The sequence below is a fragment of the Burkholderia sp. MSMB1498 genome (assembly GCF_001526245.1).
In the GTDB taxonomy this organism is placed as follows: domain Bacteria; phylum Pseudomonadota; class Gammaproteobacteria; order Burkholderiales; family Burkholderiaceae; genus Burkholderia; species Burkholderia savannae.
This window is the reverse complement of sequence record NZ_LOYJ01000024.1, coordinates 1-25,991: the sequence shown is the minus strand read 5'-3', so window position 1 is coordinate 25,991 and position 25,991 is coordinate 1. Positions and strand designations below refer to the sequence as shown.

Sequence of the window (25,991 nt, the reverse complement as noted above, 5' to 3'; positions counted from 1 at the left end):
GCCCTCCCTGGCAGCCGGCCGTGCCCCGGCTCGCAAGGGAGTGGCCGTTGCCGCGCACGCTTCGGTAAGATGCGCGTAAGCGGCAGCCGGTCGCGGCGCGCCGCGTGGCCTTCCTCAGGAATCCAACGCGCTCATGACCCTCGACTGGCTTCATCTCGGCACCTTCATCGGCCTCGCGCACGTGCTCGGCGTGATCGCGGCCTGCCATGCGATCCTGAACACGCGCACGTCGCAAGGCGCGATCGCATGGGCGGTGTCGTTGACCGCGATGCCGTATCTGACGCTGATCCCGTATCTGTTCCTCGGCCGCAGCAAGTTCTCCGGCTATGTCGACGCGCGCCGCCACGAGACCGAGGCGCTGCGCACACGCGCGCATCCGGCGCCGTGGAGCGCCGAGGGCTCGACGCTCGGCGCGCCGAAGGACGCGCTCGGCCTCGCGCGCGTGCGCGCGCTCACGCGCCTCGTCGGCATGCCGTTCCTCGCCGGCAACGCGGTGCGCACGCTCGTCAACGGCGACGCGACGTTCTCCGCGATCCTCGCGGCGATCGACGCCGCGCGCAGCTACGTGATCGTCCAGTTTTTCATCGTTCGCGACGACGCGCTCGGCGCGATGCTGCGCGATACGCTGATCGCGCGCGCGCAGGCGGGCGTGCGCTGCTATCTGCTGTACGACAGCATCGGCAGCTTCGATCTGCCGTCGAGCTACGTGCACGCGCTGCGCGAGGGCGGCGTCGAGGTGCATCCTTTCGCAACCAACAAGCAGTTCGTCAACCGCTTTCAGCTCAACTTTCGCAATCATCGGAAGATCGTCGTCGTCGACGGCGAGCGCGCGTTCGTCGGCGGGCACAACGTCGGCGTCGAATATCTCGGCGGCAATCCGCGCCTGTCGCCGTGGCGCGACACGCACATCGAAGTGCGCGGCCCCGCGGTCGCGAACATCCAGTATGTGTTCGCCGAGGACTGGCACTGGGCGACGCAGTCGCTGCCGCCGCAGGCGCCGCCGCCCGCGCCCGTCGCCGACGCCGACATGCACTGCCTCGTCGTGCCGATGGGCCCCGCCGACAAGCAGGAGACGGGCTCGCTCTTCTTCGCGGAGGCGATCAACGCGGCGCGCGAGCGCGTGTGGATCACGACGCCCTACCTCGTGCCCGACGAGGCGGTGATCTCGGCGCTCAAGCTCGCGGTGATGCGCGGCGTCGACGTGCGGGTGCTGATCCCGAGCCGGCGCGATCACTATGTCGTGTTCGAGGCGTCGAAGCTCTATGCGCGCGATCTCGTCGACGCGGGCGTGCGGATCTTCCGCTACCGGCCCGGCTTCCTGCATCAGAAGGTCGTGCTGATCGACCGCGCGGCGGCGGCCGTCGGCAGCGCGAACCTCGACAACCGGTCATTCCGGCTGAATTTCGAGATCATGGTGCTGACGGTCGACGAAGGCTTTGCGGCCGAAGTCGAAACGATGCTCGAGCGCGACTTCGGCAACGCGTTCGAAGTGGATCTGAGCGAGTATCGGCGCTCGCCCGCGTGGCGGCGCGTCGCGATGCATGTCGCTCGGCTGTTCGCGCCGATCCTCTGACTGGGCGCAGGGCGCGCGGCAAGGCAAGGCGCGCACGCGAACGCCGCGCGCCGTGGGCGCCGAAGGTGCCGAAGGCATCGAAGCGCGTCCGTTCGAACGAAGACGGAGACTTGCCGATGAAATGCGTGATGTTCTATCAGACGGCGCCGGACGGCCTCGCGAAAGCCGCCGAGCTCGGCCCCGCGCACGTCGCGCGGCTACGCGAATTCCACGCGCGCGGCGTGCTGCTGATGGCCGGGCCGTTCGCCGATCCCGCGCAAGGCGCGCTCGGCATCTTCACGAGCCGCGACGCCGCCGAGGAATTCGTGAGCGGCGATCCCTTCGTGACGGGCGGCGTCGTGAGCGGCTGGACGCTTCAGGAATGGAAGGAAGTGCTGGCCTAGCCGTTCGGCGCGCGACGAATGGGTGTCGGCGCGTGTACGGCGGTTCGTTCGTATCCGCCGGCATGCGTGCGCCGGTGGCATACGGTCAGTGCGTCTGCGGCAATGCGCCTGCGTCGCGCCGCACCTGCGGCCGTTCGATCCGCAACGGCCAAACGTATGTTTCGTCGCAGGAACGTTACCCCGCTCCGCCACATCGCGGCGGACGAATACGACACGATCGAACGCGGCGTGACGGGACGTTGCACGGTGCGCCCGACGCGGCAACGGAAAATACGCGTGTCCCGCGCGCCGCCCGAACGCCGCGCATTTCACGCCGCCGCCCGAAGAGCGCAGCCGGTCCGGAATCGCCCGCCGGATCGGCCGCGCGCGCCCGATTCGGGCACGCGCCGCAATACCGCTTCGCTCAGAGCTGCTTCTCGACGTCCTCGGCGATATCGTCGGGCTTCGTCGACGGCGCATAACGCTTCACGATTTCGCCTTCGCGATTCACGAGAAACTTCGTGAAATTCCACTTGATCGCCTTCAGGCCCAGAATGCCGGGCGCTTCCTCGGTCAGGTAGCGGTACAGCGGATGCGCGCTCGCGCCATTCACGTCGATTTTCGCGAACATCGGGAACGTGACGCCGAAATTCTTCTCGCAAAACGCGCCGATCTGCGACGCGTCGCCCGGCTCCTGCTTGCCGAACTGGTTGCACGGAAAGCCGAGCACGACAAGCCCGCGCTCGCGAAAGCGGTCGTACAGCTGCTGCAGCCCCGCGTACTGCGGCGTGAATCCGCATTCGCTCGCCGTGTTGACGATGAGGAGCACCTTGCCCCGGTATTGCTCGAGCGACACGTCTCCGCCCGAAAGCGCCTGCGCGCTGAATGAATAAAGTTCCGACATTGGCTCGTTCCTCCCTGTTTTGATATGGCTGTGCCGTCCGCGAAAGTCTAGGCGAATTCGGCGCCGTGCGCACACTCTGCCGTCCGGACGATCCCCCCTGCGCGGCGCGCAGTCTAGAATAGCGCTTTTCCCCAGTATTTTTCGCCGTGATCCGTTTCAATCAGTTCAACCTCGCCCGCGGCACGAAGCCGCTCTTCGACGCGACCTCGTTCACGCTGAATCCCGGCGAGAAGGCGGGCCTCGTCGGCGCGAACGGCGCCGGCAAATCGACGCTCTTCGCGGTGCTGCGCGACGAGCTGCACGCGGATGCGGGCGACTTCGCGATGCCGCCGTCGTGGCGCATCGCGCACGTATCGCAGGAAACGCCCGCCGTCGATCGCAGCGCGCTCGACTACACGCTCGACGGCGACGCCGCGCTGCGCGCGATCGAGGCGCGCATCGCGCAGGCGTCCGCCGCGCATGACGGCGCGGCCGAAGCCGACGCGCACGCGGCGTTTGCCGACGCCGACGGCTACACCGCGCCCGCGCGCGCGCAAGCGCTGCTGCTCGGGCTGGGCTTCACGCTCGCGCAAACGCGCGAGCCCGTCGCGAGCTTCTCGGGCGGCTGGCGGATGCGCCTCAATCTCGCGCAGGCGCTGATGTGCCGCTCGGATCTGCTGCTCCTCGACGAACCGACGAACCACCTGGATCTCGACGCGATCGTCTGGCTCGAGGACTGGCTGCATCGCTATCCGGGCACGCTCGTCGTCATCTCGCACGACCGCGAGTTCCTCGATTCAGTCTGCAACGTGACGCTGCATCTGGAGAATCGCCAGGTGAAGCGCTACGGCGGCAATTATTCACAATTCGAAGTGCTGCGCGCGCAGCAGCTCGACTTGCAGCAAAGCGCCTACGAGAAGCAGCAGAAGACGATCGAACACCTGCAGAGCTTCATCAACCGCTTCAAGGCGAAGGCGACGAAAGCCAAGCAGGCGCAAAGCCGGATGAAGGCGCTCGAGAAGATGGAGCTGATCGCGCCCGCGCACGTCGCGTCGCCGTTCACGTTCGAGTTCCGCACGCCCGACTCCGCGCCGAACCCGATGCTCGTGATGGAAGGCGTGCGCTGCGGCTATCGCGCGGACGACGACGGCGAGATTCCGATCGTCGAGCGCGTCGCGCTGTCGATCCAGAACGGCCAGCGGATCGGCCTGCTCGGCGCGAACGGCCAGGGCAAGTCGACGCTCATCAAGACGCTCGCGGGCACGCTCGCGCCGCTGTCGGGCGACGTGCGCACCGGCAAGGGCCTCACGATCGGCTATTTCGCGCAGCATCAGCTCGAGACGCTGCGCCCGGACGATTCCGCGCTCGCGCATCTCGCGCGTCTCGCGCCCGACTCGCGCGAGCAGGAACTGCGCGATTTCCTCGGCGGCTTCAATTTCTCGGGCGACATGGCGACCGCTCCGATCGAGCCGTTCTCGGGCGGCGAGAAAGCCCGGCTCGCGCTCGCGCTCATCATCTGGCAAAAGCCGAACCTGCTGCTCCTCGACGAGCCGACGAACCACCTCGATCTCGAGACGCGCCACGCGCTCACGATGGCGCTCGCGCAATTCGAAGGCACGCTGATCCTCGTGTCGCACGACCGCCACCTGCTGCGCGCAACGACCGACCAGTTCATGCTCGTCGCGAAGCACCGGCTTCAGCCGTTCGACGGCGATCTCGACGATTACCGCGACTGGCTGCTGCAGCACGCGGCGGACCAGCGCGCGGCGGCGAAGGGCGAATCCGGCCCGGCGAGCGACGGCAACGGCGGCGCATCCGCGGCAAACCGCAGGGATCAGAAACGGCAGGAAGCCGAAGCGCGCCAGCGGCTTTCGCACTTGAAGAGGCCGCTGCAAACGCGCATCGCGAAGATCGAAAAGGAAATGGAGCAGTTGCAGGCCGAGAAGTCGGCGCTCGACGCGTTCGTCGCCGATCCGGCGAGCTACGAGGCCGATCGGAAAACGCGTCTCACCGACGCGATCCGCAAGCTCGGCGACGTCAACGGTCGCCTCGACGCGCTCGAAGCCGACTGGCTCGGCGCGCATGACGAACTCGAGAAGATCGGGTAACGCGAGCGGCGGCGCGCCGATATCGGATCGCGCCGCCGCCCCGCATTCTGAAATCAGCGCCGCGGCAGCGTGTCGCGCGGCATCTGCTCGTCGTCGCCCATCAGATGGCGGCGGCCTTCGAGCGGCCGGCGGATCATCGCGTAGACTTCCGCCTCGGTCACGTTGACGGCGGCGACACGGCGGGCGATCCGCCCGTCCCCGCCGATCCATTCGACGATCCGGCAACCGCCGCCCCACGGCGCGCCGATCGGCTCGGACACGCGGCAACCCCGCACGTTGTACGTGCGCTTTTGCGCACTGGTTTGATGAGATCGTTTCAACACGCTTCCCTTTTCCGCGTCATGCGGCAGACAACCCGGGCAAGCATAGAAAAAAACAGGCTGCAAAAGGGTTACATCAGCGTACCAAAACGTTACATGGTTTTACGCCCCTGATCGGCTCGCGAAAGGCGCGGCGCCGCAACGCGCGAGCGAAGCGCGAGCCGATCGCCGCGCTCATTCGAGCACGCGGATCTGATCGATCGCCTGCTCGATGCGCTCGACCGCATGCACGCGAAGCCCGTCGATCGGCTGTTTCGGCGCGTTCGCCTTCGGAATCAGCGCGGTCGTGAAGCCGAGCTTCGCTGCCTCGCGCAGGCGTTCCTGCCCGCGCGGCGACGGCCGGATCTCGCCCGCGAGCCCCACTTCGCCGAATACGATCAGACCCTTTGGCAACGGTTTGTTACGCATCGACGAATGAATCGCGAGCAGCACCGCGAGATCGGCGGCCGGCTCGGTGATCTTGACGCCGCCGACCGCGTTGAGGAACACGTCCTGGTCGAAACACCCGATGCCCGCATGCCGGTGCAGCACGGCGAGCAGCATCGCGAGCCGGTTCTGCTCGAGGCCGACCGCGAGCCGGCGCGGATTGGGCACGTTCGCGGTGTCGACGAGCGCCTGCACCTCGACGAGGAGCGGCCGTGTGCCCTCTTGCGTGACGAGCACGCACGAGCCCGGCACGACCTCCGTGTGCTGCGACAGGAACAGCGCCGACGGATTCGCGACGCCGCGCAGCCCGCGCTCGGTCATCGCGAACACGCCGAGCTCGTTGACCGCGCCGAAGCGGTTCTTGAACGCGCGCACGAGCCGGAACGACGAATGCGTGTCGCCCTCGAAGTACAGCACGGTGTCGACGATGTGCTCGAGCACGCGCGGGCCCGCGAGGTTGCCCTCCTTCGTCACGTGCCCGACCATGATGATCGCGGTGCCCGATTGTTTCGCGATGCGCGTCAATTGCGCCGCGCATTCGCGCACCTGCGCGACCGAGCCGGGCGCGGACGTAAGCGCCTCCGAATAGATCGTCTGAATCGAATCGATAACGGCCACGTCGGGCCGCTCGGCGTCGATCGTCGCCTGAATCTTCTCGAGCTGGATCTCGGCGAGCAGCTTCAGATCGGCCGCGCTCGCGCCGCCGTCGAGAAGCGCGAGCCGCTGCGCGCGCAGCGCGATCTGCGCGCCCGATTCCTCGCCGCTGATATAGAGCGCCGGCCGCTCGCTCGCGATCTGCGCGAGCGACTGCAGCAGCAGCGTCGACTTGCCGATCCCCGGATCGCCGCCGATCAGCACGACGCCGCCCGCGACGAGCCCGCCGCCCAGCACACGGTCGAATTCGCCGATCCCGGTCGAGAAGCGCGGCACGTCGGCCGCCTCGATGTCCGCGAGCCGCTGCACCGGCGCCTGTTTCGCGAGCGACTGGAAACGGTGCGCGGACGGCGAGCTCTCGACCGATTCGACGAGCGTGTTCCACGCGTGGCACGACGGGCATTGCCCCTGCCACTTCGGCGCCTGCCCGCCGCACTCGGTGCAGACGAATACCGTTTTCTGCTTGGCCATGCGCGCGCCGCCCTTATTCGGCACGCACCGGCACGCGCGGCGCGACCGCGCACATCAGCTCGTAGCCGACCGTCCCGCATTGCGCGGCGACGTCGTCGATCGGCAGCGTCTCGCCCCAGAGCTCGACGCGCGAGCCGACGCCCGCCTGCGGCACCGGGGTGAGATCGACGGTCAGCATATCCATCGACACGCGGCCGACGATCCGCGTGCGCACGCCGTCGACGACGACGGGCGTGCCCTCCGGCGCGATCCGCGGATAGCCGTCCGCATAGCCGCACGCGACGACGCCGATCCGCAGCGTGCCCTCGGCGGCGAACACGGAGCCGTAGCCGACCGTTTGCCCTTTCGCGAGCGTCTGCACGGCGATCAGCTCGGACGCGAGCGTCATCGTCGGCTTCAGGCCCTTGTCGGCGAGGTCCGCCGAGCGCCCGGACGGCGACGCGCCGTACAGCATGATGCCGGGCCGCACCCAGTCGAAGTGCGTCGACGGGTGCCAGAGCACGGCGGCCGAGTTCGCGAGGCTGCGCGTGCCGGCGATGCCTTCCGCGCCGCGCTCGAACGTAGCCACCTGGTCGGCGACGCCGCGTGCGCCGTCGGCGTCGGAAAAATGGGTCATTAACGTGATCTGGCCGATGCCGGGGCACGCGCGGGCGCGCTCCCACGCGGCGCGGAACTTCTCCGGCGTGTAGCCGAGGCGGTTCATCCCGCTGTTCATCTTCAGTTGCACGTTGACGGGCTTCGACAGCCGCGCCGTCTCGAGCATGCGCATCTGCTCGTCGTTGTGCACCGCGGTCGTCAGGCTGTAGCGGTCGATCACGTCGATGTCGGTCGATCGGAAGAAGCCCTCGAGCAACAGGATCGGGCCCGCCCAGCCGAGCTCGCGCAGCTTCACGGCCTCGTCGAGATCGAGAAGGCCGAAGCCGTCGGTGCCGCGCAGCCCGGGAAAGACCCGCGCGAGGCCGTGCCCGTACGCGTTCGCCTTGACGATCGCCCAGACCTTCGACTTGGCGGCGTGGCGACGCACGACAGTGAGATTGTTCGCCAAAGCGGCGGTGTGGATCGTGGCGGAAATCGGGCGCGGCATAGGAAATATCAGTAAAGACGCTTGCGAATCATCAGCTTATCGCGCCTTTTGGGCGCGACGCCGGGAATGCGCGGAACGATCGGGGAATCTGGCAAGTCCGAATTGACGTATTTTCGTGATATAAAGCCGTGCGCACAACCCATTTCGAACGGAATAAGTCCGATTGCACGGCCCGCGCGGCCGAGCCGCCGCGAGGAAAGCATCGCTTCAGATGAAAAAAGGTTTTTACTCCATCATGGCCGCGCAGTTTTTCTCGTCGTTGGCCGACAGCGCTCTTCTCATCGCCGCAATCGCTCTGCTGAAAGACCTCCACGCGCCGAACTGGATGATACCGCTCCTGAAGCTGTTCTTCGTCCTGTCGTACGTGGTGCTCGCCGCCTTCGTCGGCGCGTTCGCCGACTCGCGCCCGAAAGGGCACGTGATGTTCATCACCAATTCGATCAAGGTCGTCGGCTGCCTCATCATGCTGTTCGGCGCGCATCCGCTCGTCGCATACGGGATCGTCGGCTTCGGCGCGGCCGCCTATTCGCCCGCGAAGTACGGCATTCTGACCGAGCTCCTGCCGCCCGAGCGGCTCGTCGCCGCGAACGGCTGGATCGAGGGCACGACGGTCGGCTCGATCATCCTCGGCACGGTGCTGGGCGGCGCGCTCATCAGCCCGAAGATCGCGTCGCACGTGATCGCGCACACGCCCCCTTCGATCAACACGCCCGCCGAGGCGGCGATGCTCGTCATCATGGCGATCTACGTGACGGCGGCGCTCTTCAACCTGCGCATTCCCGACACGGGCGCACGCTATCCGAAGCAGCAGCACGGCCCGCTCAAGCTCGTCACCGATTTCGCCGATTGTTTCATGACGCTCTGGCACGACAAGCTCGGCCAGATCTCGCTCGCCGTCACGACGCTGTTCTGGGGCGCGGGCGCGACGCTGCAGTTCATCGTCCTCAAGTGGGCGGAGGTATCGCTCGGCATGTCGCTGTCCGAAGGCGCGATCCTGCAGGCGGTCGTCGCGCTCGGCGTCGCGGCGGGCGCGATGATCGCGGCGAGCCGGATTCCGCTGCGCAAGTCGCTGACCGTGCTGCCCGTCGGCATCGTGATGGGCATCGCGGTGATGCTGATGGCGTTCTACACGCGCGACCTGTTCCCCGCGCACTGGGCGCTGGCCATCGGGCGCATGCACTTGCCCGTCTATCTGCTCGTCGCATACGTGTTCCTGATGTTCGTCGGCGCGCTGTCGGGATTCTTCGTCGTCCCGATGAACGCGCTGCTTCAGCATCGCGGCCACGTGCTGCTGTCGGCCGGCCATTCGATCGCGGTGCAGAACTTCAACGAGAACCTGTCCGTGCTCGTGATGCTCTGCTTGTACGCGGCGCTCGTGTGGCTCGACGTGCCGGTCGGCATCGTGATCGTGCTGTTCGGCACGTTCGTGTGCCTGACGATGTGGCTCGTGATGCGGCTGCACCTCGCGAACCAGCGCCGCTTCGATTCGGTCGCCCTCATCGGCGAATCGAAACACTGAGGCGCGGCGCCGGCGCGCCCTCGTCGCGCCGCCCGCGCCATCCGCCCGCGTTTTTCATCGACGCCTCCCGCCCATGACCCGACCGATTCCCAACGCGCTCACGATCGCCGGCTCCGACTCCGGCGGCGGCGCAGGCATCCAGGCCGATCTGAAGACGTTCTCCGCGCTCGGCGCGTACGGCGCGAGCGTGATCACCGCGCTCACCGCGCAGAACACGCGCGGCGTGACGGGCGTGCATGCGCCCGACGCGAGCTTCGTCGCCGCGCAGCTCGACGCCGTGTTCGACGACATCCGCATCGACGCGGTGAAGATCGGCATGCTCGCGAACGCGTCGATCGTGCGCGCGGTCGCCGCGGCGCTCGCGCGCTACGCGCCGCGCCACGTCGTGCTCGACACGGTGATGATCTCGAAGAGTTCGCACGCGCTGCTCGCGCCCGACGCGGTCGCCGCGCTGCGCGACGAATTGCTGCCGCTCGCCGGCCTCGTCACGCCGAACCTGCCGGAGGCGGCCGAGCTGCTCGGCGTCGCGGCCGCGACGACCGAGGACGAGATGGTGCGCCAGGGCGAGGCGCTCGTCGCGCGCGGCGCGAAGGCGGTGCTGATGAAGGGCGGCCACCTCGGCGCCTTGCACGAAAGCCCGGATTGGCTGATTCACGCGGGCGGCGCGCAACGCTTCGCCGGCGAGCGGCTGCCGGTCGCGAACACGCACGGCACGGGGTGCACGCTGTCGGCGGCGATCGCCGCGCTGCTGCCGCAACGCCCGACGCTCGCGGACGCAATCGCCGACGCGAAGGTCTATCTGACGGGCGCGATCGGCGCGAGCGGGCGACTCGACGTCGGGCACGGCGTCGGGCCCGTGCATCATTTCCATCGGTGGTGGTGAGCCGGCGAAAAGCCGCGCCGCGCGTCAACTCGCGGCAAACGCCGCCGCCCGCTGCGGCCAATCGTCGGGCACGATGAAGCCGCGCGCAGTTTCGTGCCACGTCCCGTCGTCGCCGCGCGTGAGCGCAGCGACGAGCGACGGCCCCGGCTGCCCGGCAACCTCGGCGAAAACCGCATCGGCCGAAACGAGCGCGCCGGGCCCTCGCCTCGCCGCCGCATCGTCGATCGTGCGCGGCGCAAGCCACGCGAGACGCGGCAGCGCCATCCACGCGGCACCCTGCCGCTGCGCATCGGCGAACGCCGGCCACGCGTCGCGCGTGACCCAGAACCCGCGCGGATGGTCGGCGTCGACCTCAGGCGGATCGACGATCGCGCCGCCGTCGTGCCCGCCGCCTGCGCGATAGAAGAGCCACCCTTTCACGAGCATCTGCGCGAGCCACGGCCCCGCGTAGCCGAGCGACGCGAACTCGTCGCGCGCCGTCAGCCGCAATTGATGATCGACGAGCCGCGCGCGTTTCAGATCGAAGCGGTCGGCGAGATTCGGTCCGACGAACTCGGCGAGCGACGCGGCGCCCGCCTCCGCGACGCACAGATAGCACTTGACCGCGAGCTCCCAGTGCAGGCGCTCGCCACGCGCGGTTTCGATCAGGAAGTCGCACTCGCCGAGCGTGCGGCCGTTGCGGCGCAGCGGCAGATTCGCGGCGACGAGAACGAGCGAAGGCGCATGCTCGACAAAAAAGCCGAGCAGGCATTCGGCATAGCGGCCGAGACGAACGGGCCGCGCGTGCGCGAGCGTGTCGTGCAGCGGCGCGGGCTGCGCATCGAGCGCGACGAGCCACGCGGCCGTCTGCGCCGCATCCGCGACGCTCGCCCACGGCCGGGCAAGCGGCGCGCCCGCCGACGGCGCGAGCAGACTCGCGCTCGACAGCAGCCACGCGAGGTCGCGCACGGCGGCGTCGCGCAGCGCGCCGAGCGGCACGGGCGACGCCGCGGCGTTCATTGCGGATCGGCGGCGGGCGCGGCGTTCCGGTAGGTATCGTGCGCGAGACACAGATCGGACCAGGCCTTCGCCTTGTCCTGCAGGCTGCGCAGCAGATACGCCGGATGGTACGTGACGATCACGGGCACGCCTTCGTACTGGTGCACGCGCCCGCGCATCGAGGCGATGCTCGCGTCGGTCTTGAGAAGCGTCTGCGCGGCGAAGCGGCCGAGCGCGACGATCAGCCTCGGCTTCACGAGCGCGACCTGCCGCTGAAGATACGGCTCGCAGCGCGCGACCTCGTCCGGCTCCGGATTGCGGTTGCCGGGCGGGCGGCACTTGATCACGTTCGCGATGTAGACGTTCTCGCCGCGCTTGAGCTCGAGCGCGCGCAGCATGTTGTCGAGCAGCTTGCCCGCCTGGCCGACGAACGGCTCGCCCTGCTTGTCCTCGTTCTCGCCGGGCGCTTCGCCGACGAGCATCCAGTCGGCGCTCTCGTCGCCGACGCCGAACACCGTGTTCGTGCGCTTCTCGCAGAGGCGGCAGCGCTGGCAGTCGGCGACCCGCGCGCGCAGCGCGTCCCAGCCGAGCTCGGCGACCGACGTCGCCGCGACGGCGAGCCCGGCAGCGGCGACGACGGCGTCCGGCAGCGCGGGCTCGAGCACCGGCTCGAGATCGAACCACGACATGTCGTCGTCGGGTCCGGCTGCGTCGACGTCGTCACCGGTTCGTGCGGCCGGCGCGGTCGACGCGCGCGCCGGATCTGCCGCGTCGCGCGATGCGCCTGCGGCGCGCGCGAATGCCGCGGCATCCGCGGCGCCGTCGCTCTTCGCCACGCGACGCTCGCCGCCCGCGACGGGCGGCTCGGCCGACGGCGCCGCGCTCGCGATCGTCGAGCCTTGCTCGCCTTGCACGTCCCGCGCGCGCGTCCCGGACGGCGCATTCGCCGCCGGCATGCCGGATTCGGCCGCCGTCCGCCGCGCTTGCGCGCGCACATCGGCTGCTCGCGGCGCATGCGTTGCACCGCCGTGCGCAATCGCAGCGGGCTCGATCGACTCGGCGTCTTCGGCACGCTCCGCCGCATGCGCCGCCTCGTTCGCCGCCACCGCCGCCACTGCCGATTCCGCTTCGCCGCGCACACCTTCGCCTTCCGTCGCGCTGACGCGCGCGATGCGACGCGCGGGCTCGCGCGCCGCATCCGGCGACACGGCCCGCGCTCCCTCCGCGGCCGCCGCGCCAGCGGTTTCCCGCGCCGCGCCCGCCACATCCTGCTGCGCGCCCTCGGCGCGCGCGATTTCGCGCCGCACCCATGCGGGCGCGAGCCCCAGCTCTTCGAGCGCCGCTTCAGCCAACGCCATGCGCGCCTCCCTCCTTCGTCAATGCAAGACGCATCACAATCGCGTCCTCCCGGCTCCGGTGCTTCGCCGGATAGTAGTTCCTGCGCCGCCCGACCGACACGAAACCGAAGCGCTCATACAGATGAATCGCGCGCGGATTCGACGGCCGCACTTCCAGCAGCACGCCGTCGAGCCGCTCGGCGCACGCGATCCGCACCGCCTCGCGCAGCAGCGCGAGGCCGGCGCCCGAGCGCTGCGCGGCGGGCGCGACGCACAGATTCAGCAGATGCATTTCGTCGACGACGGGCATCAGCACGCAATAGCCGACGAGCGCGCCCGTCACGTGCCGCATGCAGACGCCGAAATAGCCGTTGCGCAGCGAATCCTCGAAGTTGCCGCGCGACCACGGAAATTCGTACGCGGCGCGCTCGATCTCGACGACTTCGTCGAGATCCGCATCCGTCATCGGCGATAGATAGCGGTCGGTCATCAGCACGCCGCTCATCGGCCGCCTCCGTCCGCGCGCGCCGCGAGCCGCTCGGCGGTGGTCTGCGCGACCTTGTCGCGCACGTACTCGGGCGCCGCGCGATCGGCGGGCACGACACGTCCCGCGCGGTACGCGCGCAGCGCGACGTGCGCGATCGGCAGCGCGTGCGGCAGCGCATCCGGATCGATCGCCTGCGCGCGCGCGCAGGCGGGCAGGCGATCGCCGAACGCCTGCGCCGCGTTGCCGGCGAGCACGAACGGCGCGTCGGGCACGCGCACGTCGGCGGGCGCCGCGAGCGTCGCCGGCGCGACTTCGCGCCAATCGCCCGCCGCGTCGTCCCACGCGTAATCGGCCCAATAGACTTCGTCCATTCGCGCGTCGAGCGCGGCGAGCACGCGCGTCACGCGGCCCGCGGCGTCGCCTGCGTTCAGGCGCGCGGCCTGCGCGCACGCGACGAGCGTGCCGACCGGCACGACGGGCAGCGCGCGGCCGAACGCGAGCCCCTGCGCGACGCCGGTGGCGGTGCGCAGCCCGGTGAACGAGCCGGGTCCCGCGCCGAACGCGATCGCGTTGCAATCGGCGAACGCGAGACCCGCTTCGTCGAGCACTTCGCGCACGGCGGGCAGCACGCGCGTGCTCGACACGGCGCCCGTGCGCTCGTGGCGAACCCAGGTTCGGATGGAAGCGGCATCGGCGGTCTGGCCGGCCGCGACGAGGAGCGCGACCGAGCAAAACTCGGTCGACGTGTCGATGGCGAGGAGCACTGTTTGCGTCATGGCCGACATTGTAATGCGGCGCCCCGCCCGCACGGGCGATCCCGTCCGATTCGCACGCGCTTGCCGTGCGCGAATCGGTTTGGAAGGAACGCTCGACCCGCCGCCCGCCCTCGCTTGCTAAGATCGTCGGCCTGGAAAAGCCAGCCTGGAACCTTACGGAGACACCCATGAGCGACATCACCGCCCAATTCGAGCAAGCGCAGATCGACGTGAAGCAGCTGACCGAGCGTCCCGGCAACCTGACGCTGCTGCGCCTCTACGCGCTCTTCAAGCAGGCGACCGACGGCGACGCGCACGGCGACAAGCCGGGCTTCACCGACATCGTCGGCAAGTACAAGTACGACGCGTGGGAAGCGCTGAAGGGCACGGCGCAGGACGATGCCAAGAAGCAGTACATCGAACTCGTCGAGTCGCTGAAGAACGGCACCGCGTCCTGAGCGCGCACGCCGCGCGGCCGGTTCGCGCCGGCCGCGCAAACCGTCATCGGCGCTGCCCGCCGCGCCCGCCCTGGGCGCAATCGACGGTGGCGCAGCGCAGCAAATCACTGTACAATGCGCACTGCGCGTCGCGACGAGCGGCTTTGCCAGCCCGATGCCAGCAGCCCTCATCGCCAGCGTTCCATAGCGTTTCGCTCCAATCCAGTTTAGAACCTGTCCCTTCCTGCGTAGCCCCTTGCGGGCTGTCAAGTCTCAGGCTGGCGGCATGCGTATCCGATACGCGCCGCACCCAAAAACAGCTTCTAACGAAATTGTTGTCCGCACGTCCACGACATGCGGACAATCGCCACGTTTCCCGATTTGCTCGATGAATCCGTCGACTTGGGTATGCGCGATTGGCGCGGCGTTCGACCCACTGTGTTTCAAGGATTGACATGACTTCGAGCAACCCCCTCAGCCCGCTCAACGCGATCGCCGATCAGGCGCTCAGCCTTCCCGCCGCCGCGCCGCAGACGGCCGACGGCGACCGCAGCGAGGCGGCTTCGGACGAACCGACGTTCGCGTCGCTCGGCCTGTCGCCGGAAATCGTCTCCGCGCTGCAGGCGGCCGGCTACGTGAAGCCGACGCCCGTGCAGCAGCGCGCGATTCCGGCCGGCATCGCAGGCCGCGACCTCCTCGTGTCGAGCCCGACTGGCTCGGGCAAGACGGCGGCGTTCATGCTGCCCGCGATCGAGCGCTTCGCGCAGTTGCAAAAGGCGCAGGCGCAGCAGCCGCGCGCGCCGCGCGAAGGGCAGCCGGGCGAGCGCCGCAGCCGCCGCCCGCAGCCCGTCGCGCGCCCCGGCCTGCTCGTCCTCACGCCGACGCGCGAGCTCGCGATGCAGGTGACCACGGCCGCGTCGACGTACGGCAAGCACCTGCGCCGTCTGCGCACGGTCAGCATCCTCGGCGGCGTCGCGTACGGCCAGCAACTGATGCTGCTCGCGAAGAACCCCGAGATCCTCGTCGCGACGCCGGGGCGCCTCCTCGACCACCTCGAGCGCGGCCGCATCGATTTGTCCGAACTGAAGATGCTCGTGCTCGACGAGGCCGACCGCATGCTCGACATGGGCTTCATCGACGACATCGACACGATCGTCGCCGCAACGCCCGAGTCGCGCCAGACGATGCTGTTCTCGGCGACGCTCGACGGCAAGATCGGCTCGCTCACGAACCGCCTGCTGAAGGACCCGGAACGTATCGAGATCACGCAGAAGATCGAATCGAGCTCGAACATCGCGCAGACCGTGCACTACGTCGACGACCGCGATCACAAGGATCGCCTGCTCGACCACCTGCTGCGCGACGTCGCGCTCGACCAGGCGATCATCTTCACCGCGACGAAGATCGACGCCGACCAGCTGGCCGGCCGCCTCGCCGACGCCGGCTTCCAGTCGGCCGCGCTGCACGGCGATCTGCCGCAGGGCGCGCGCAACCGCACGATCCGCGCGCTGCGCGAGCGCCGCGTGCGCGTGCTCGTGGCGACCGACGTCGCCGCGCGCGGGATCGACATTCCCGGCATCACGCACGTGTTCAACTACGACCTGCCGAAGTTCGCCGAGGACTACGTGCACCGGATCGGCCGCACGGGCCGCGCGGGCCGCTCGGGCATCGCGGTGAGCCTCGTGCATCACGCCGAGCAAGGCGCGTTGAAGCGCATCGAGCGCTTCGTGCGCGCGCCGCTGCCGGTGAACGTGATCGAAGGCTTCGAGCCGCGCAAGGCGCCGCCGCCGCGCAACGACCGCGGTAACGGCCGCGGCCGTCCGGGCGGAACCGGCGGCCGCCGGTTCGGCGGCAAGCCAGGCCAAGGCAACGGCCGCTCGGGCTCCGGCGGCTGGAGCGGCAAGCCGGGCGGCAATCGCGACGGCTACGGCGCACGCCGCGGCGATGGCCAGCGCGGCGGCCCGCGGCGCGGCAATTCGGCGGCATAAGCGGCTGCCTGCGGGCGCGTTCGCGACGCGAACGTGTCCGCGCCCCTCCCCCTCGAAAACCGGCGCATTCGCGCCGGTTTTTGTTTGCGCCCGAGATTTCACGATACGAAAAAATCTTTTGCGTCGTAAAAAATCATGTTGCGTGGCACAACCGAAGCCATTGCAGCATGGGAAACCGCATTCCGCAATAAGAAATTAAACAGATAAGCAACTGATTTTTATAGAATAAATTTTTTACAGCTTCGTGAAAAAGCCCCTGTTTCGACGCAGTCGATTTGCCTAGACTCTTATACAAGACTTCACGAACCGAAGCGCCGAATTCGAACCGCACCGCACCGCTCGTTTCGCGAATCGCCGATTTCTTCTCTTCAGGCAACGACCACTCAAGGAGCACGCATCATGTCGCGTCAACAACAGGCTCAGGAACTGCAAAAGCAATGGGAAACCGATCCGCGCTGGAAGGGCATCAAGCGCGCATTCACGGCTGAAGACGTCGTGCGCCTGCGCGGCTCGATCCAGCAGGAGCACACGCTCGCGAAGCGCGGCGCGGAAAAGCTCTGGACCCTCATCAACAACGAACCGTTCGTCAACGCGCTCGGCGCGCTGACGGGCAACCAGGCGATGCAGCAGGTGAAGGCCGGCCTCAAGGCCATCTACCTGTCGGGCTGGCAAGTCGCGGGCGACGCGAACGTCGCGGGCGAAATGTACCCGGACCAATCGCTGTATCCGGCGAACTCGGTGCCGCTCGTCGTCAAGCGCATCAACAATACGCTCACGCGCGCCGACCAGATCCAGTGGTCGGAAGGCAAGAACCCGGGCGACGAAGGCTACGTCGACTTCTTCGCGCCGATCGTCGCTGACGCGGAAGCCGGCTTCGGCGGCGTGCTGAACGCGTTCGAACTGATGAAGGCGATGATCGAGGCGGGCGCGTCGGGCGTTCACTTCGAAGACCAGCTCGCCTCGGTGAAGAAGTGCGGCCACATGGGCGGCAAGGTGCTCGTGCCGACCCGCGAAGCGGTCGCGAAGCTGTCGGCGGCACGTCTCGCGGCCGACGTGATGGGCACGCCGACCGTGCTGGTTGCCCGCACCGACGCCGAAGCGGCCGACCTCATCACGTCCGACGTCGACGACAACGACAAGCCGTTCCTGACGGGCGAACGCACGGTCGAAGGCTTCTTCCGCACGAAGCCGGGCCTCGAGCAGGCGATCTCGCGCGGTCTCGCGTACGCGCCGTACGCCGATCTGATCTGGTGCGAAACGGGCAAGCCGGATCTCGAGTACGCGAAGAAGTTCGCGGAAGCGATTCACAAGCAGTTCCCGGGCAAGATGCTGTCGTACAACTGCTCGCCGTCGTTCAACTGGAAGAAGAACCTCGACGACGCGACGATCGCGAAGTTCCAGAAGGAGCTCGGCGCGATGGGCTACAAGTTCCAGTTCATCACGCTCGCCGGCTTCCACGCGCTGAACTACTCGATGTTCAACCTCGCGCACGGCTATGCCCGCACGCAGATGAGCGCGTTCGTCGAACTGCAGCAAGCCGAGTTCGCGGCGGCCGACAAGGGCTTCACCGCGGTCAAGCACCAGCGCGAAGTGGGCACCGGCTACTTCGACGCAGTGACGCAGACGGTCGAGCGCGAAGCGTCGACGACCGCGCTGCATGGCTCGACGGAAGACGAACAGTTCTTCGACGGCCAGAAAGTCGCCTGAGCTCCGACGGGCGCAGGCGCGCCGCGCGCGGCCACGAGCCGCCGCGGCGCGCATCCGGCAAGACCAAGACCATATCAGGGAGAACTCACCCGCCGCGCGCATGGTTGCGCCATGCCTGCCCGAGGGTGCGCGGCGTCTCGCGACGTCGCCGACATTGAAGCGCGCCGGTCCCTGCCCGGCGCGCGTATTTTTTTCTCGGCTGGCGCGTCGCGGCCGTTCGTCGGGCTACGCGCGGCACGCTATCGATAGACGATCACGGGAATCTTCGTATGGGTCAGCACGCGCTGCGTCTCGCTGCCGATCAGCAGGCTGCCGAGCCCGCGCCTGCCGTGCGACGCCATGAAAATCACGTCGCAGCCGCCCCGCTCGGCGGCTTCGATGATGCCGAGATACGGCGACGGATGCACGCTCGTCGCCGATTCGCACGCGACCCCCGCGCGCCGCGCGGCGGCCTCGACGTCGGCCAGATGCGCGCGCGCCTCGCGCTCGCTGCGCTCGCGGAAATCGGCGGGCGGTTCGATCACGACTTCGGAAAACGGCGAGTACGGATACTGCGGCAGGCACGCGTAGGCCGTCACCCGCGCGCCGACCGCCTGCGCGAGATCGATCGCGCCGTCGATCGCTTTCTTCGACAGATCGGACCCGTCGGTCGGAACCAGGATGTGCTTGAACATGGCGAGCTCCGTCGGCAACTGCGGCGCGTCCGGGCGCGGGCGTACCCGCGACGGCCGGCCGATGCCGGGCGGCCCGTGCGGACGCTGCGTGATTCGATTGTAGTGCGCGAAATCGCGCCGCCGCACGCGCTAGAGGGTTCGCCCTCATATCGGAAACGCGCGCAGCCGGGCGCGAATTGTGCGTGCGCAGCGCATGCCGAAGTGGCGCGCGAACGCCCCGCGCGCGCGGCGAAGGCCCGCGCCGCCGCACCGGCGTCACCCCCAGTAGCCGGGCCGCTCGTACGTGTGCTTCAGGAAATCGAGAAAGAGCCGGACCCTGAGCGGCAGATGCCGGCGCTGCGGGAACACCGCGTGAATGCCGATCGGCGGCGCGGCGAACGCGTCGAGCACGCTCACCAGCCGGCCCGCCGCGATGTCGGCGCCGACCTCCCACCACGAGCGCCACGCGAGGCCGTGCCCGTCGAGGCACCATTCGTGCAGCACCGCGCCGTCCGAGCACTCCATCGGGCCCGACACGCGGATCGACACGATCTTGCCTTCGTCGACGAACGTCCAGCCGCGCTGCTGGTTCGCGTTCGCCGCGAGCGCGAGGCAGCGGTGGCGCGCGAGATCGGCGAGCGTCGCCGGCATGCCCGCGCGCGCGAGATACGCGGGCGACGCGACGCACACGCGGCGGTTCTCGCCGAGCTTGAGCGACACGAGCGACGAATCGGGCAGCTCGCCCAGGCGTACCGCGCAATCGAAGCCCTCGTTGACGAGGTCGACCATTCGGTCGGACAGATCGAGCGTGACCGATACGTCCGGATGCGCATCGGTGAACGCCGGCACGAGCGGCGCGACGTGCCGCCGGCCGAAGCCCGCGGGCGCCGACACGCGCAGGTGCCCGCTCGCCTTCACGCCGCCCGCGGACACGCTCGCCTCGGCGTTCTGCATGTCGTTGATGATCCGCTGGCAATCCTCGAGGAACGCGGAGCCTTCGAACGTCAACGTGAGCTTGCGCGTCGTGCGTACGAGCAGCTTCACGCCGAGCCGCTCCTCGAGCGCGTCGAGCCGGCGGCCGATGATCGCGGGCGCGACCCCTTCAGCGTGCGCGGCCGCCGACAGGCTGCCCTTCGCGGCGACCGCGGCGAACGTTTCGATCTGTTTGAAGCGATCCATCCCGTGCGCGGGCGGCGCGAGCCGTCCGCTCCGTTGAACATGAAATCGCTCCAGATTAGATATCAAAAAGTAAAAGATCAAGTGATGATTACTGTCTTTTTTAGTTCAAGCCATCACTAATAGAATCGATTTCGACCTCTGATCGTGGAGCGCAACGTCATGCCCGGCATCCCGCCCGCCTTCCCGAAGGCGATCCTCTTCGACGCGTACGGCACGCTGTTCGACGTGCACGCGGTCGTCGCCGCGGCGGAACAGATGTTTCCGGGGCGCGGCGAGCCGCTGTCGCAGCTCTGGCGGCGCAAGCAGATCGAATACTCGCAGTTGCGCACGCTCGCCGATCCGGCGGGCGCGCGCTACCGGCCGTTCTGGGACCTGACGCTCGACGCGCTGCGCTTCGCCGCGCGCGCGCTCGGCCTCGCGCTGCCTGCGGCCGCCGAGAAGCGGCTGATGGACGAATATGCGTGCCTGTCGACGTATCCCGACACGGTGCCGACGCTGCGCGCGCTGCGTGCGCGCAAGACGCCGCCGAAGCTCGCGATCCTGTCGAACGGCAATCCGCAGATGCTCGACATCGCGATCAAGAGCGCCGGGATGAGCGGCCTGTTCGACCGCGTGTTGTCGGTCGACACGGCGCGCGCGTACAAGCCGTCGCCCGCCGCGTACGCACTCGGCGCGACGGCGTTCGACGCGGCGCCCGCCGACATCGCGTTCGTGTCGTCGAACGGCTGGGACGTCGCGGGCGCCGGCTGGTTCGGCTACCGGACCTTCTGGCTGAACCGCACGGGCGCGCCGTTCGAGGAACTCGACTCGCCGCCCGCGGGCACGGGCGCCGGCATGGCCGACCTGCTCGCCTTTCTGGATGCGCCGCCCGCCGCCGCGAAAACGGCCGGCCGCGCGCGCCCGACGCCCGCCGCCTGACGCGTCGCGCGGCCCCATTTCATGCAATTGCACCACTGCGTAACTGACCGACCAAGGAGAAAACCGATGACCACGACGCTGAAGCTGCCGCAAGGCATGGCGATCACGGGCGAGATCAAGCCCGGTTACGAAGCGATTCTCGCGCCCGACGCGCTCGAGCTCGTCGCGAAGCTGCACCGCCAGTTCGCGCCGCGCCGCCGCGAGCTGCTGGCCGCGCGCGTCGAACGCACGAAGCGCCTCGACGCCGGCGAGCGCCCCGACTTCCTCGCCGAGACGCAAGCGATCCGCGAAGGCGACTGGAAGGTCGCGCCGCTGCCGGCGGACTTGCAGTGCCGCCGCGTCGAGATCACGGGCCCCGTCGAGCGCAAGATGATCATCAACGCGCTGAACTCGGGCGCGGATTCGTACATGACGGACTTCGAGGATTCGAACGCGCCGAGCTGGACGAACCAGATCGACGGCCAGATCAACCTGAAGGACGCGGTGCGCCGCACGATCTCGCTCGAGCAGAACGGCAAGTCGTACAAGCTCAACGACAAGATCGCGACGCTGATCGTGCGTCCGCGCGGCTGGCACCTCGACGAGAAGCACGTGACGGTCGACGGCGAGCGCGTGTCGGGCGGCATCTTCGATTTCGCCCTGTTCCTGTTCCACAACGCGAAGGAACTCATCGCGCGCGGCTCGGGCCCGTATTTCTATCTGCCGAAGATGGAAAGCCATCTCGAGGCGCGTCTCTGGAACGACATCTTCGTCGCCGCGCAGGAACAGGTCGGCATCCCGCGCGGCACGATCCGCGCGACCGTGCTGATCGAGACGATCCTCGCCGCGTTCGAGATGGACGAGATCCTGTACGAACTGCGCGAGCACAGCTCGGGCCTGAACGCCGGCCGCTGGGACTACATCTTCTCCGCGATCAAGAAGTTCAAGAACGACCGCGATTTCTGCCTCGCGGACCGCGCGAAGATCACGATGACGGTGCCGTTCATGCGCGCCTACGCGCTGCTGCTGCTGAAGACCTGCCACAAGCGCAACGCGCCGGCGATCGGCGGGATGAGCGCGCTGATCCCGATCAAGAACGATCCGGAAGCGAACGACAAGGCGATGGGCGGCGTGCGCGCTGACAAGCAGCGCGACGCGACCGACGGCTACGACGGCGGCTGGGTCGCGCACCCGGGCCTCGTGTCGCTCGCGATGGAAGAGTTCGTCAAGGTGCTCGGCGACAAGCCGAACCAGATCGGCAAGCAGCGCGACGACGTGCAGATCGAAGGCAAGAACCTGCTCGACTTCCAGCCGGAAGCGCCGATCACCGAAGCGGGCCTGCGCAACAACGTCAACGTCGGCATTCACTACCTCGGCTCGTGGCTCGCGGGCAACGGCTGCGTGCCGATCCACAACCTGATGGAAGACGCGGCGACGGCCGAGATTTCGCGCTCGCAAGTCTGGCAGTGGATTCGCTCGCCGAAGGGCGTGCTCGACGACGGCCGCAAGGTTACGGCCGAGCTCGTGCGCGAGTACGCGAAGGTCGAGCTCGAGAACGTGAAGCAAGTGGTCGGCGGCGACACGGCGCCTTACGATCGCGCCGCGGTGATCTTCGAGCAGATGTCGACGTCGGAGAACTTCACCGAGTTCCTGACGCTGCCGCTCTACGAAGAAATCTGAGCGAACGGGGGCGGCCGCGCGTCGTATGTGATGCGCCGCCGCGCCTCGCATGATTCGCGGCGCGACTCACGAACCTGGATGCTCGCGTCGCCTGAGCCGGAAATGCGAAAGGCGCCCTGTGGGCGCCTTTTGTCGTTCAGCGTTCAGCGTTCAGCGTTCAGCGTTCAGCGTTCAGCGTTCAGCGTTCAGCGTTCAGCGTTCAGCGTTCAGCGTTCAGCGTTCAGCGTTCAGCGTTCAGCGTTCAGCGTTCAGCGTTCAGCGTTCAGCGTTCAGCGTTCAGCGTTGGACGTCGGTTTGGATTTTTGTTCCCGTCCTCTTGCCGCCAGAACTTTGGACTCCCGGCTCGACGGCGGCCCTTGCGTTCCCTATCGGGCGCCATAGGCGGCGTCGGCGCTCGCCGGCCGCGCTTCCTCGTTCGAAGCCGGCCGTCGTCGGCCATCGACGGTCGCGCATCCGACGTCCGCGGCCAGATTTCGCACGCCGCCGCGCTCGCGCACGACGGTCGCCGCCACACGTCGCAGCCGCAGATCGCACATGCGACGCAGCGTCACGCGGCGCGCGCTCGGCGATACTGCACCCAATCGCCCGACTCGATCCGCGGCCGGTCCGCGATCGAATGCGCGACGACCGGATAGTACAGGCAATCGTACCGCCGCCCGCCGAGCTCGACCAACGCCTGCTGCTGCACGAACAGCCCCTCGATGCCCGGATAGACCGCCTCGATCTCGTCGAGCACCGGCACGAGTTGCTCGTCGATCGCGTAGACGTCGCCCCAGACGAGATCGCGGCCGCTCTCGGCGACCATCCCCGGATAATTGCCGAAATCGTACAGCCGCCCCGCCACCGCCACGGCGCCGATCAGCGTCGGCGCCGCGATGCCGTGCCGCGCGGCCGCCCGGCCGATGTCGTTGATCTCGCCCGCTCTCAGGGTCCCGTAGCAGAATACGTAGCGCATCGCATTTCCCTTCCTTGTTACAGTCGTGCCATCGAGCCGGCACGCCGCCGCGTCACTCGAGCAGCGCGCCGTCGCTGACGAGGACACCGTCGGCGTCCGCGTAAATCCAGTCGCCCGGCACGATGCGCGTGCCGCGTACGTCGACGGGCACGTCGCTCACCCCGACGCCGCGCTTGTCGCTCTTGCGCGGATGCGCGGCGAGCGCGAGCACGCCGACGCTGCATTCGGCGAGTTCGGCCGAGTCGCGCACGCAACCGTTCACGACGATCCCGGCCCAGCCGTTCTTCTGCGCGAGCGCGCCGAGGTTGCCGCCGACGAGCGCGCAGCGCAGGCTGCCGCCGCCATCGACGACGAGCACGCGCCCCGCGCCATCCTGCTCGAGCGCCGCGCGCACGAGCGTGTTGTCCTCGAACAGCTTGAGCGTCGCGGCCGGTCCCGCGAAGCGCCGCACGCCGCCGAACGAGCGGAACGCGGGCTCGAGCACGCGCAGCGTGCCGTCCGCGAGGCGGCCTTCGTTCGCGTCGCAAAGGTCGGTGGTGGCGAACATCATGTCGAAGTCTCCTGGAGGGCCGTGTGGTGTCGATCCGGCATTATCGGCGAAGAAAAATCCCGCTGCGGCAGGTAGAAGGCTCGCCCTACAATAGCCGGACGCACCACCCGCCCCTGTCTTCGATCACCGATGAGCCCGTCCGTTCCCCTTGCGGCGCAGCCGCCCGCCGCCACGATCGACGTTCCGTCCGAATTCGCGCCGACCCCATCGCACCCGATGCGCGTGCGCGCCCGCGCGACCGCCGCCGGCACGCGCGTGCCGCTGCACTCGCACGCGTGGGCGCAGCTCGCGTACGCGTCGCGCGGCGTGCTGCGGCTCGCGACGGCCGATTCGACGTGGATGGTGCCGCCGTCGCGCGCGATCTGGGTGCCGCCGCGAATTCCGCATGAAGTCGTGATCGTCGAGGACGCGTATCTGCGCACGCTATACGTCGCCGAATCGGCGGTGCCGGACGGGCTCGACGCGTGCCGCGTCGTCGAGGTGTCGGGGCTGCTGCGCGAGCTGATCGTCGCGCTCGAGGCGCGCGCGCTCAATCGGGCGCGCGAGCGGCTGCTGGCCGAGCTCGTGCTCGACGAACTCACGCGTGCCGAGCCGCTGCCGCTCGCGGTGCCGATGCCGGCCGAAAAGCGGCTGCGCGCGCTGTGCGAAGCGGTGCTCGCGCATCCAGCCCAGGGCGAATCGCTCGAGCACTGGGCGGCGTGCGTCGGCGCGAGCACGCGGACGATCGCACGGCTCTTCAAGCAGGAGCTCGGCGTGAGTTTTTCGCAATGGCGTCAGCAGGCGCTGCTCGCGCGCGCGATTCCGCTCCTGAACCAGGGGCGGCCGCTATCGCACATCGCGCACGAACTCGGCTACCAGAGCCAGAGCGCGTTCTCCGCGATGTTCCGGCGCGCGTTCGGGGCGAGCCCTCGCGCGTTCATTCAGCGCGGCGACGTGCATGCGGCGGCGGAACTCGCGCAGGCCGACGACGGGGACGCCGGACCGCTGCTGTGACGGCGGGCAGGTGCGGTCGGATCGACCGGGCCGGCGGAGCGCTCGGCCTTCGGGATGTGACCGACGACTCTGCTTGCGAGCGGCGCGTCCGGACGAACACGACGGAATCAATCGACCTCGGTCGCCGTCCCGAATCGACGCGGCGCGGCGCGGCACATTCAAGGCGAAGCCGTCGATCTCGGTCGTTCCCCCCGCGAGCCGAGGCAGGTTCGCGCGCCCGTTCGGACTGCTAGATGCTCTGCCCATCGCGGCGCGCCTCACGCAAGCCATTTATCGAATCCGCGTCGGCCAACGCTCTACGTACGCGGCGCGCACTCGATCGCGCACGCGCCGCCCCGTCGCCTCGCTCGATTCGTTCGCGCCGTTTCCCCGTTCGCCCGACGAGGCTCCGCCGCGCATGCGGCCTCACCGCGGCACGAGCCGCACCATATGGCGGATCGACCCGAACTGCGCAAGACGCGGCCCCGCGAGCCGATAGCCCATCCGCAGATAGAGCCGCGCGGCCGGGTTGTCGACGAACACGCGCAGCTGCGTCTCCCGCAAGCCGCGCGCCTTCGCGAAGCGGTGCGACATCTCGAGCAGGTACGTACCCGCGCCGCGCTGCCGATGCCCCGGCGCGATCTGCACGTCGCGGACGTGCAGCGAATCGCCCTCCTCGGTGATTCTCAACAAACCGATGGGCGAGCCGTCGAGCTCGAGAATGAAGTTCTCCGAGTCGCGCCAGCTCGCGAAAAAGAGATCCGCGCGCCATTTGAGGCCGTGGCGCTCGTAGTACGCATTCATGTTGCCGTGCGTGAGCGCTTCCGCGAATTCGAAGTCGCCCGGCTCGGCGGAGCGCAGCAGATAGACGAGAGGAGCGGCGGCGGAATCGGACATGGCGTGTTCGCAAAACCTGCGTCATCGCCACGATAGCGCAGCCGGCGCGCGTTGCAATGCCGATTTGCACGCATGCGGCCACGATGCACCGAACAATCCGGCAGGAATCGGGACGGAAAACAAAAAGCCCGTTCAGGCGTTCCTGAACGGGCTTCGATTTGGCGGAGCGGACGGGACTCGAACCCGCGACCCCCGGCGTGACAGGCCGGTATTCTAACCGACTGAACTACCGCTCC

General features: G+C 68.5%; 24 protein-coding genes and 1 tRNA gene. 11 read left to right on the top strand and 14 right to left on the bottom strand.

Annotation, left to right across the window (positions count from 1 at the left end; all coding sequences use genetic code 11):
- Positions 1–133 precede the first annotated feature (133 nt).
- Both cls and WS91_RS04955 read left to right on the top strand, forming a co-directional pair.
- Positions 134–1,573 carry a cardiolipin synthase gene (cls, locus tag WS91_RS04960; protein ID WP_038744958.1) on the top strand — a complete coding sequence of 480 codons (1,440 nt, stop codon included), beginning with the start codon at positions 134–136 and terminating at the stop codon, positions 1,571–1,573.
- A gap of 116 nt (positions 1,574–1,689) precedes the next feature.
- Positions 1,690–1,956 (top strand): YciI family protein, encoded by a 267-nt coding sequence (locus WS91_RS04955; protein WP_038745110.1) that lies wholly within the window; start codon positions 1,690–1,692, stop codon positions 1,954–1,956.
- A 403-nt stretch (positions 1,957–2,359) separates the two neighbouring features.
- Here WS91_RS04955 and WS91_RS04950 read toward each other — a convergent pair whose 3' ends face one another.
- Positions 2,360–2,839 (bottom strand): glutathione peroxidase, encoded by a 480-nt coding sequence (locus WS91_RS04950; RefSeq protein ID WP_038744957.1) that lies wholly within the window; start codon positions 2,837–2,839, stop codon positions 2,360–2,362.
- Positions 2,840–2,985: 146 nt separating this feature from the next.
- Here WS91_RS04950 and WS91_RS04945 point away from each other — a divergent pair, with 146 nt between their 5' ends.
- Positions 2,986–4,926, top strand: coding sequence for an ATP-binding cassette domain-containing protein (locus tag WS91_RS04945; protein ID WP_059669869.1), 1,941 nt, complete (start codon positions 2,986–2,988; stop codon positions 4,924–4,926).
- A gap of 53 nt (positions 4,927–4,979) precedes the next feature.
- Here WS91_RS04945 and WS91_RS04940 read toward each other — a convergent pair whose 3' ends face one another.
- The 3 genes from WS91_RS04940 to alr all read right to left on the bottom strand — a co-directional run bounded on the left by WS91_RS04940 (position 4,980) and on the right by alr (position 7,881).
- A complete protein-coding gene (locus WS91_RS04940) occupies positions 4,980–5,246 on the bottom strand; it encodes a DUF2866 domain-containing protein (protein WP_038744955.1) in 267 nt (88 codons plus the stop codon).
- A 174-nt stretch (positions 5,247–5,420) separates the two neighbouring features.
- Positions 5,421–6,797 carry a DNA repair protein RadA gene (gene radA / locus WS91_RS04935; RefSeq protein ID WP_038744954.1) on the bottom strand — a complete coding sequence of 459 codons (1,377 nt, stop codon included), beginning with the start codon at positions 6,795–6,797 and terminating at the stop codon, positions 5,421–5,423.
- A 13-nt stretch (positions 6,798–6,810) separates the two neighbouring features.
- Positions 6,811–7,881 carry an alanine racemase gene (gene alr / locus WS91_RS04930; protein ID WP_038744953.1) on the bottom strand — a complete coding sequence of 357 codons (1,071 nt, stop codon included), beginning with the start codon at positions 7,879–7,881 and terminating at the stop codon, positions 6,811–6,813.
- 211 nt (positions 7,882–8,092) lie between these two features.
- Between alr and lplT the strand changes: the two genes are divergently transcribed.
- Positions 8,093–9,400 carry a lysophospholipid transporter LplT gene (gene lplT, locus WS91_RS04925; RefSeq protein ID WP_038744952.1) on the top strand — a complete coding sequence of 436 codons (1,308 nt, stop codon included), beginning with the start codon at positions 8,093–8,095 and terminating at the stop codon, positions 9,398–9,400.
- Between the two features lie 73 nt (positions 9,401–9,473).
- Positions 9,474–10,283: a bifunctional hydroxymethylpyrimidine kinase/phosphomethylpyrimidine kinase gene (gene thiD / locus WS91_RS04920; protein ID WP_038744951.1), complete on the top strand. Its 810-nt coding sequence runs from the start codon at positions 9,474–9,476 to the stop codon at positions 10,281–10,283.
- Between the two features lie 24 nt (positions 10,284–10,307).
- Here the strand turns inward: thiD and WS91_RS04915 are convergent, their stop codons facing one another.
- The 4 genes from WS91_RS04915 to tsaB are packed head-to-tail and all read right to left on the bottom strand — an operon-like array spanning position 10,308 to position 13,861.
- Entirely contained in the window at positions 10,308–11,282 is a 975-nt protein-coding gene (locus WS91_RS04915) for a DUF1853 family protein (protein WP_038744950.1), read from the bottom strand.
- Entirely contained in the window at positions 11,279–12,619 is a 1,341-nt protein-coding gene (locus WS91_RS35515) for a uracil-DNA glycosylase (protein WP_059669868.1), read from the bottom strand. Before WS91_RS35515 ends, WS91_RS04915 begins: the two co-directional genes overlap by 4 nt.
- Entirely contained in the window at positions 12,606–13,103 is a 498-nt protein-coding gene (rimI, locus tag WS91_RS04905; RefSeq protein ID WP_038744948.1) for a ribosomal protein S18-alanine N-acetyltransferase, read from the bottom strand. The genes WS91_RS35515 and rimI overlap by 14 nt, the downstream gene beginning before the upstream one ends.
- On the bottom strand, positions 13,100–13,861 hold the full coding sequence (gene tsaB, locus WS91_RS04900) for a tRNA (adenosine(37)-N6)-threonylcarbamoyltransferase complex dimerization subunit type 1 TsaB (RefSeq protein WP_226383108.1): 762 nt from the start codon (positions 13,859–13,861) through the stop codon (positions 13,100–13,102). The genes rimI and tsaB overlap by 4 nt, the downstream gene beginning before the upstream one ends.
- Positions 13,862–14,028: 167 nt before the next feature.
- Here tsaB and WS91_RS04895 point away from each other — a divergent pair, with 167 nt between their 5' ends.
- From WS91_RS04895 to aceA, 3 genes are all read left to right on the top strand, one after another.
- Positions 14,029–14,298: an acyl-CoA-binding protein gene (locus tag WS91_RS04895; RefSeq protein ID WP_038744946.1), complete on the top strand. Its 270-nt coding sequence runs from the start codon at positions 14,029–14,031 to the stop codon at positions 14,296–14,298.
- Between the two features lie 434 nt (positions 14,299–14,732).
- Positions 14,733–16,265 carry a DEAD/DEAH box helicase gene (locus WS91_RS04890; protein WP_059669867.1) on the top strand — a complete coding sequence of 511 codons (1,533 nt, stop codon included), beginning with the start codon at positions 14,733–14,735 and terminating at the stop codon, positions 16,263–16,265.
- A 399-nt stretch (positions 16,266–16,664) separates the two neighbouring features.
- The gene (aceA, locus tag WS91_RS04885; protein WP_038744944.1) at positions 16,665–17,972 is read left to right on the top strand and encodes an isocitrate lyase; all 1,308 of its coding nucleotides are present in this window, start codon (positions 16,665–16,667) and stop codon (positions 17,970–17,972) included.
- A gap of 239 nt (positions 17,973–18,211) precedes the next feature.
- Here the strand turns inward: aceA and WS91_RS04880 are convergent, their stop codons facing one another.
- Together WS91_RS04880 and WS91_RS04875 are read right to left on the bottom strand one after the other, a co-directional pair.
- Positions 18,212–18,646, bottom strand: a complete 435-nt coding sequence (locus tag WS91_RS04880; protein ID WP_038745109.1) for a universal stress protein — start codon at positions 18,644–18,646, stop codon at positions 18,212–18,214.
- A gap of 255 nt (positions 18,647–18,901) precedes the next feature.
- Complete coding sequence (locus WS91_RS04875) at positions 18,902–19,804, bottom strand: LysR family transcriptional regulator (RefSeq protein WP_059669866.1); 903 nt, start codon at positions 19,802–19,804, stop codon at positions 18,902–18,904.
- 138 nt (positions 19,805–19,942) lie between these two features.
- Here WS91_RS04875 and WS91_RS04870 point away from each other — a divergent pair, with 138 nt between their 5' ends.
- Entirely contained in the window at positions 19,943–20,722 is a 780-nt protein-coding gene (locus WS91_RS04870; RefSeq protein WP_197419408.1) for a haloacid dehalogenase type II, read from the top strand.
- A 66-nt stretch (positions 20,723–20,788) separates the two neighbouring features.
- Positions 20,789–22,381 carry a malate synthase A gene (gene aceB, locus WS91_RS04865; protein WP_059669865.1) on the top strand — a complete coding sequence of 531 codons (1,593 nt, stop codon included), beginning with the start codon at positions 20,789–20,791 and terminating at the stop codon, positions 22,379–22,381.
- A gap of 547 nt (positions 22,382–22,928) precedes the next feature.
- Here the strand turns inward: aceB and WS91_RS04855 are convergent.
- Both WS91_RS04855 and rraA read right to left on the bottom strand, forming a co-directional pair.
- Positions 22,929–23,336: a gamma-glutamylcyclotransferase family protein gene (locus tag WS91_RS04855; protein ID WP_038753487.1), complete on the bottom strand. Its 408-nt coding sequence runs from the start codon at positions 23,334–23,336 to the stop codon at positions 22,929–22,931.
- 52 nt (positions 23,337–23,388) lie between these two features.
- Positions 23,389–23,886, bottom strand: a complete 498-nt coding sequence (rraA, locus tag WS91_RS04850) for a ribonuclease E activity regulator RraA (RefSeq protein WP_059574493.1) — start codon at positions 23,884–23,886, stop codon at positions 23,389–23,391.
- 129 nt (positions 23,887–24,015) lie between these two features.
- On the opposite strand from rraA, the gene WS91_RS04845 reads away from it, so the two are divergent.
- Entirely contained in the window at positions 24,016–24,879 is an 864-nt protein-coding gene (locus WS91_RS04845; RefSeq protein WP_038753493.1) for an AraC family transcriptional regulator, read from the top strand.
- Between the two features lie 405 nt (positions 24,880–25,284).
- On the opposite strand, the gene WS91_RS04840 is transcribed toward WS91_RS04845, so the two are convergent.
- A complete protein-coding gene (locus WS91_RS04840; protein ID WP_059669864.1) occupies positions 25,285–25,755 on the bottom strand; it encodes a GNAT family N-acetyltransferase in 471 nt (156 codons plus the stop codon).
- Between the two features lie 159 nt (positions 25,756–25,914).
- A tRNA-Asp gene (locus tag WS91_RS04835) sits at positions 25,915–25,991 on the bottom strand.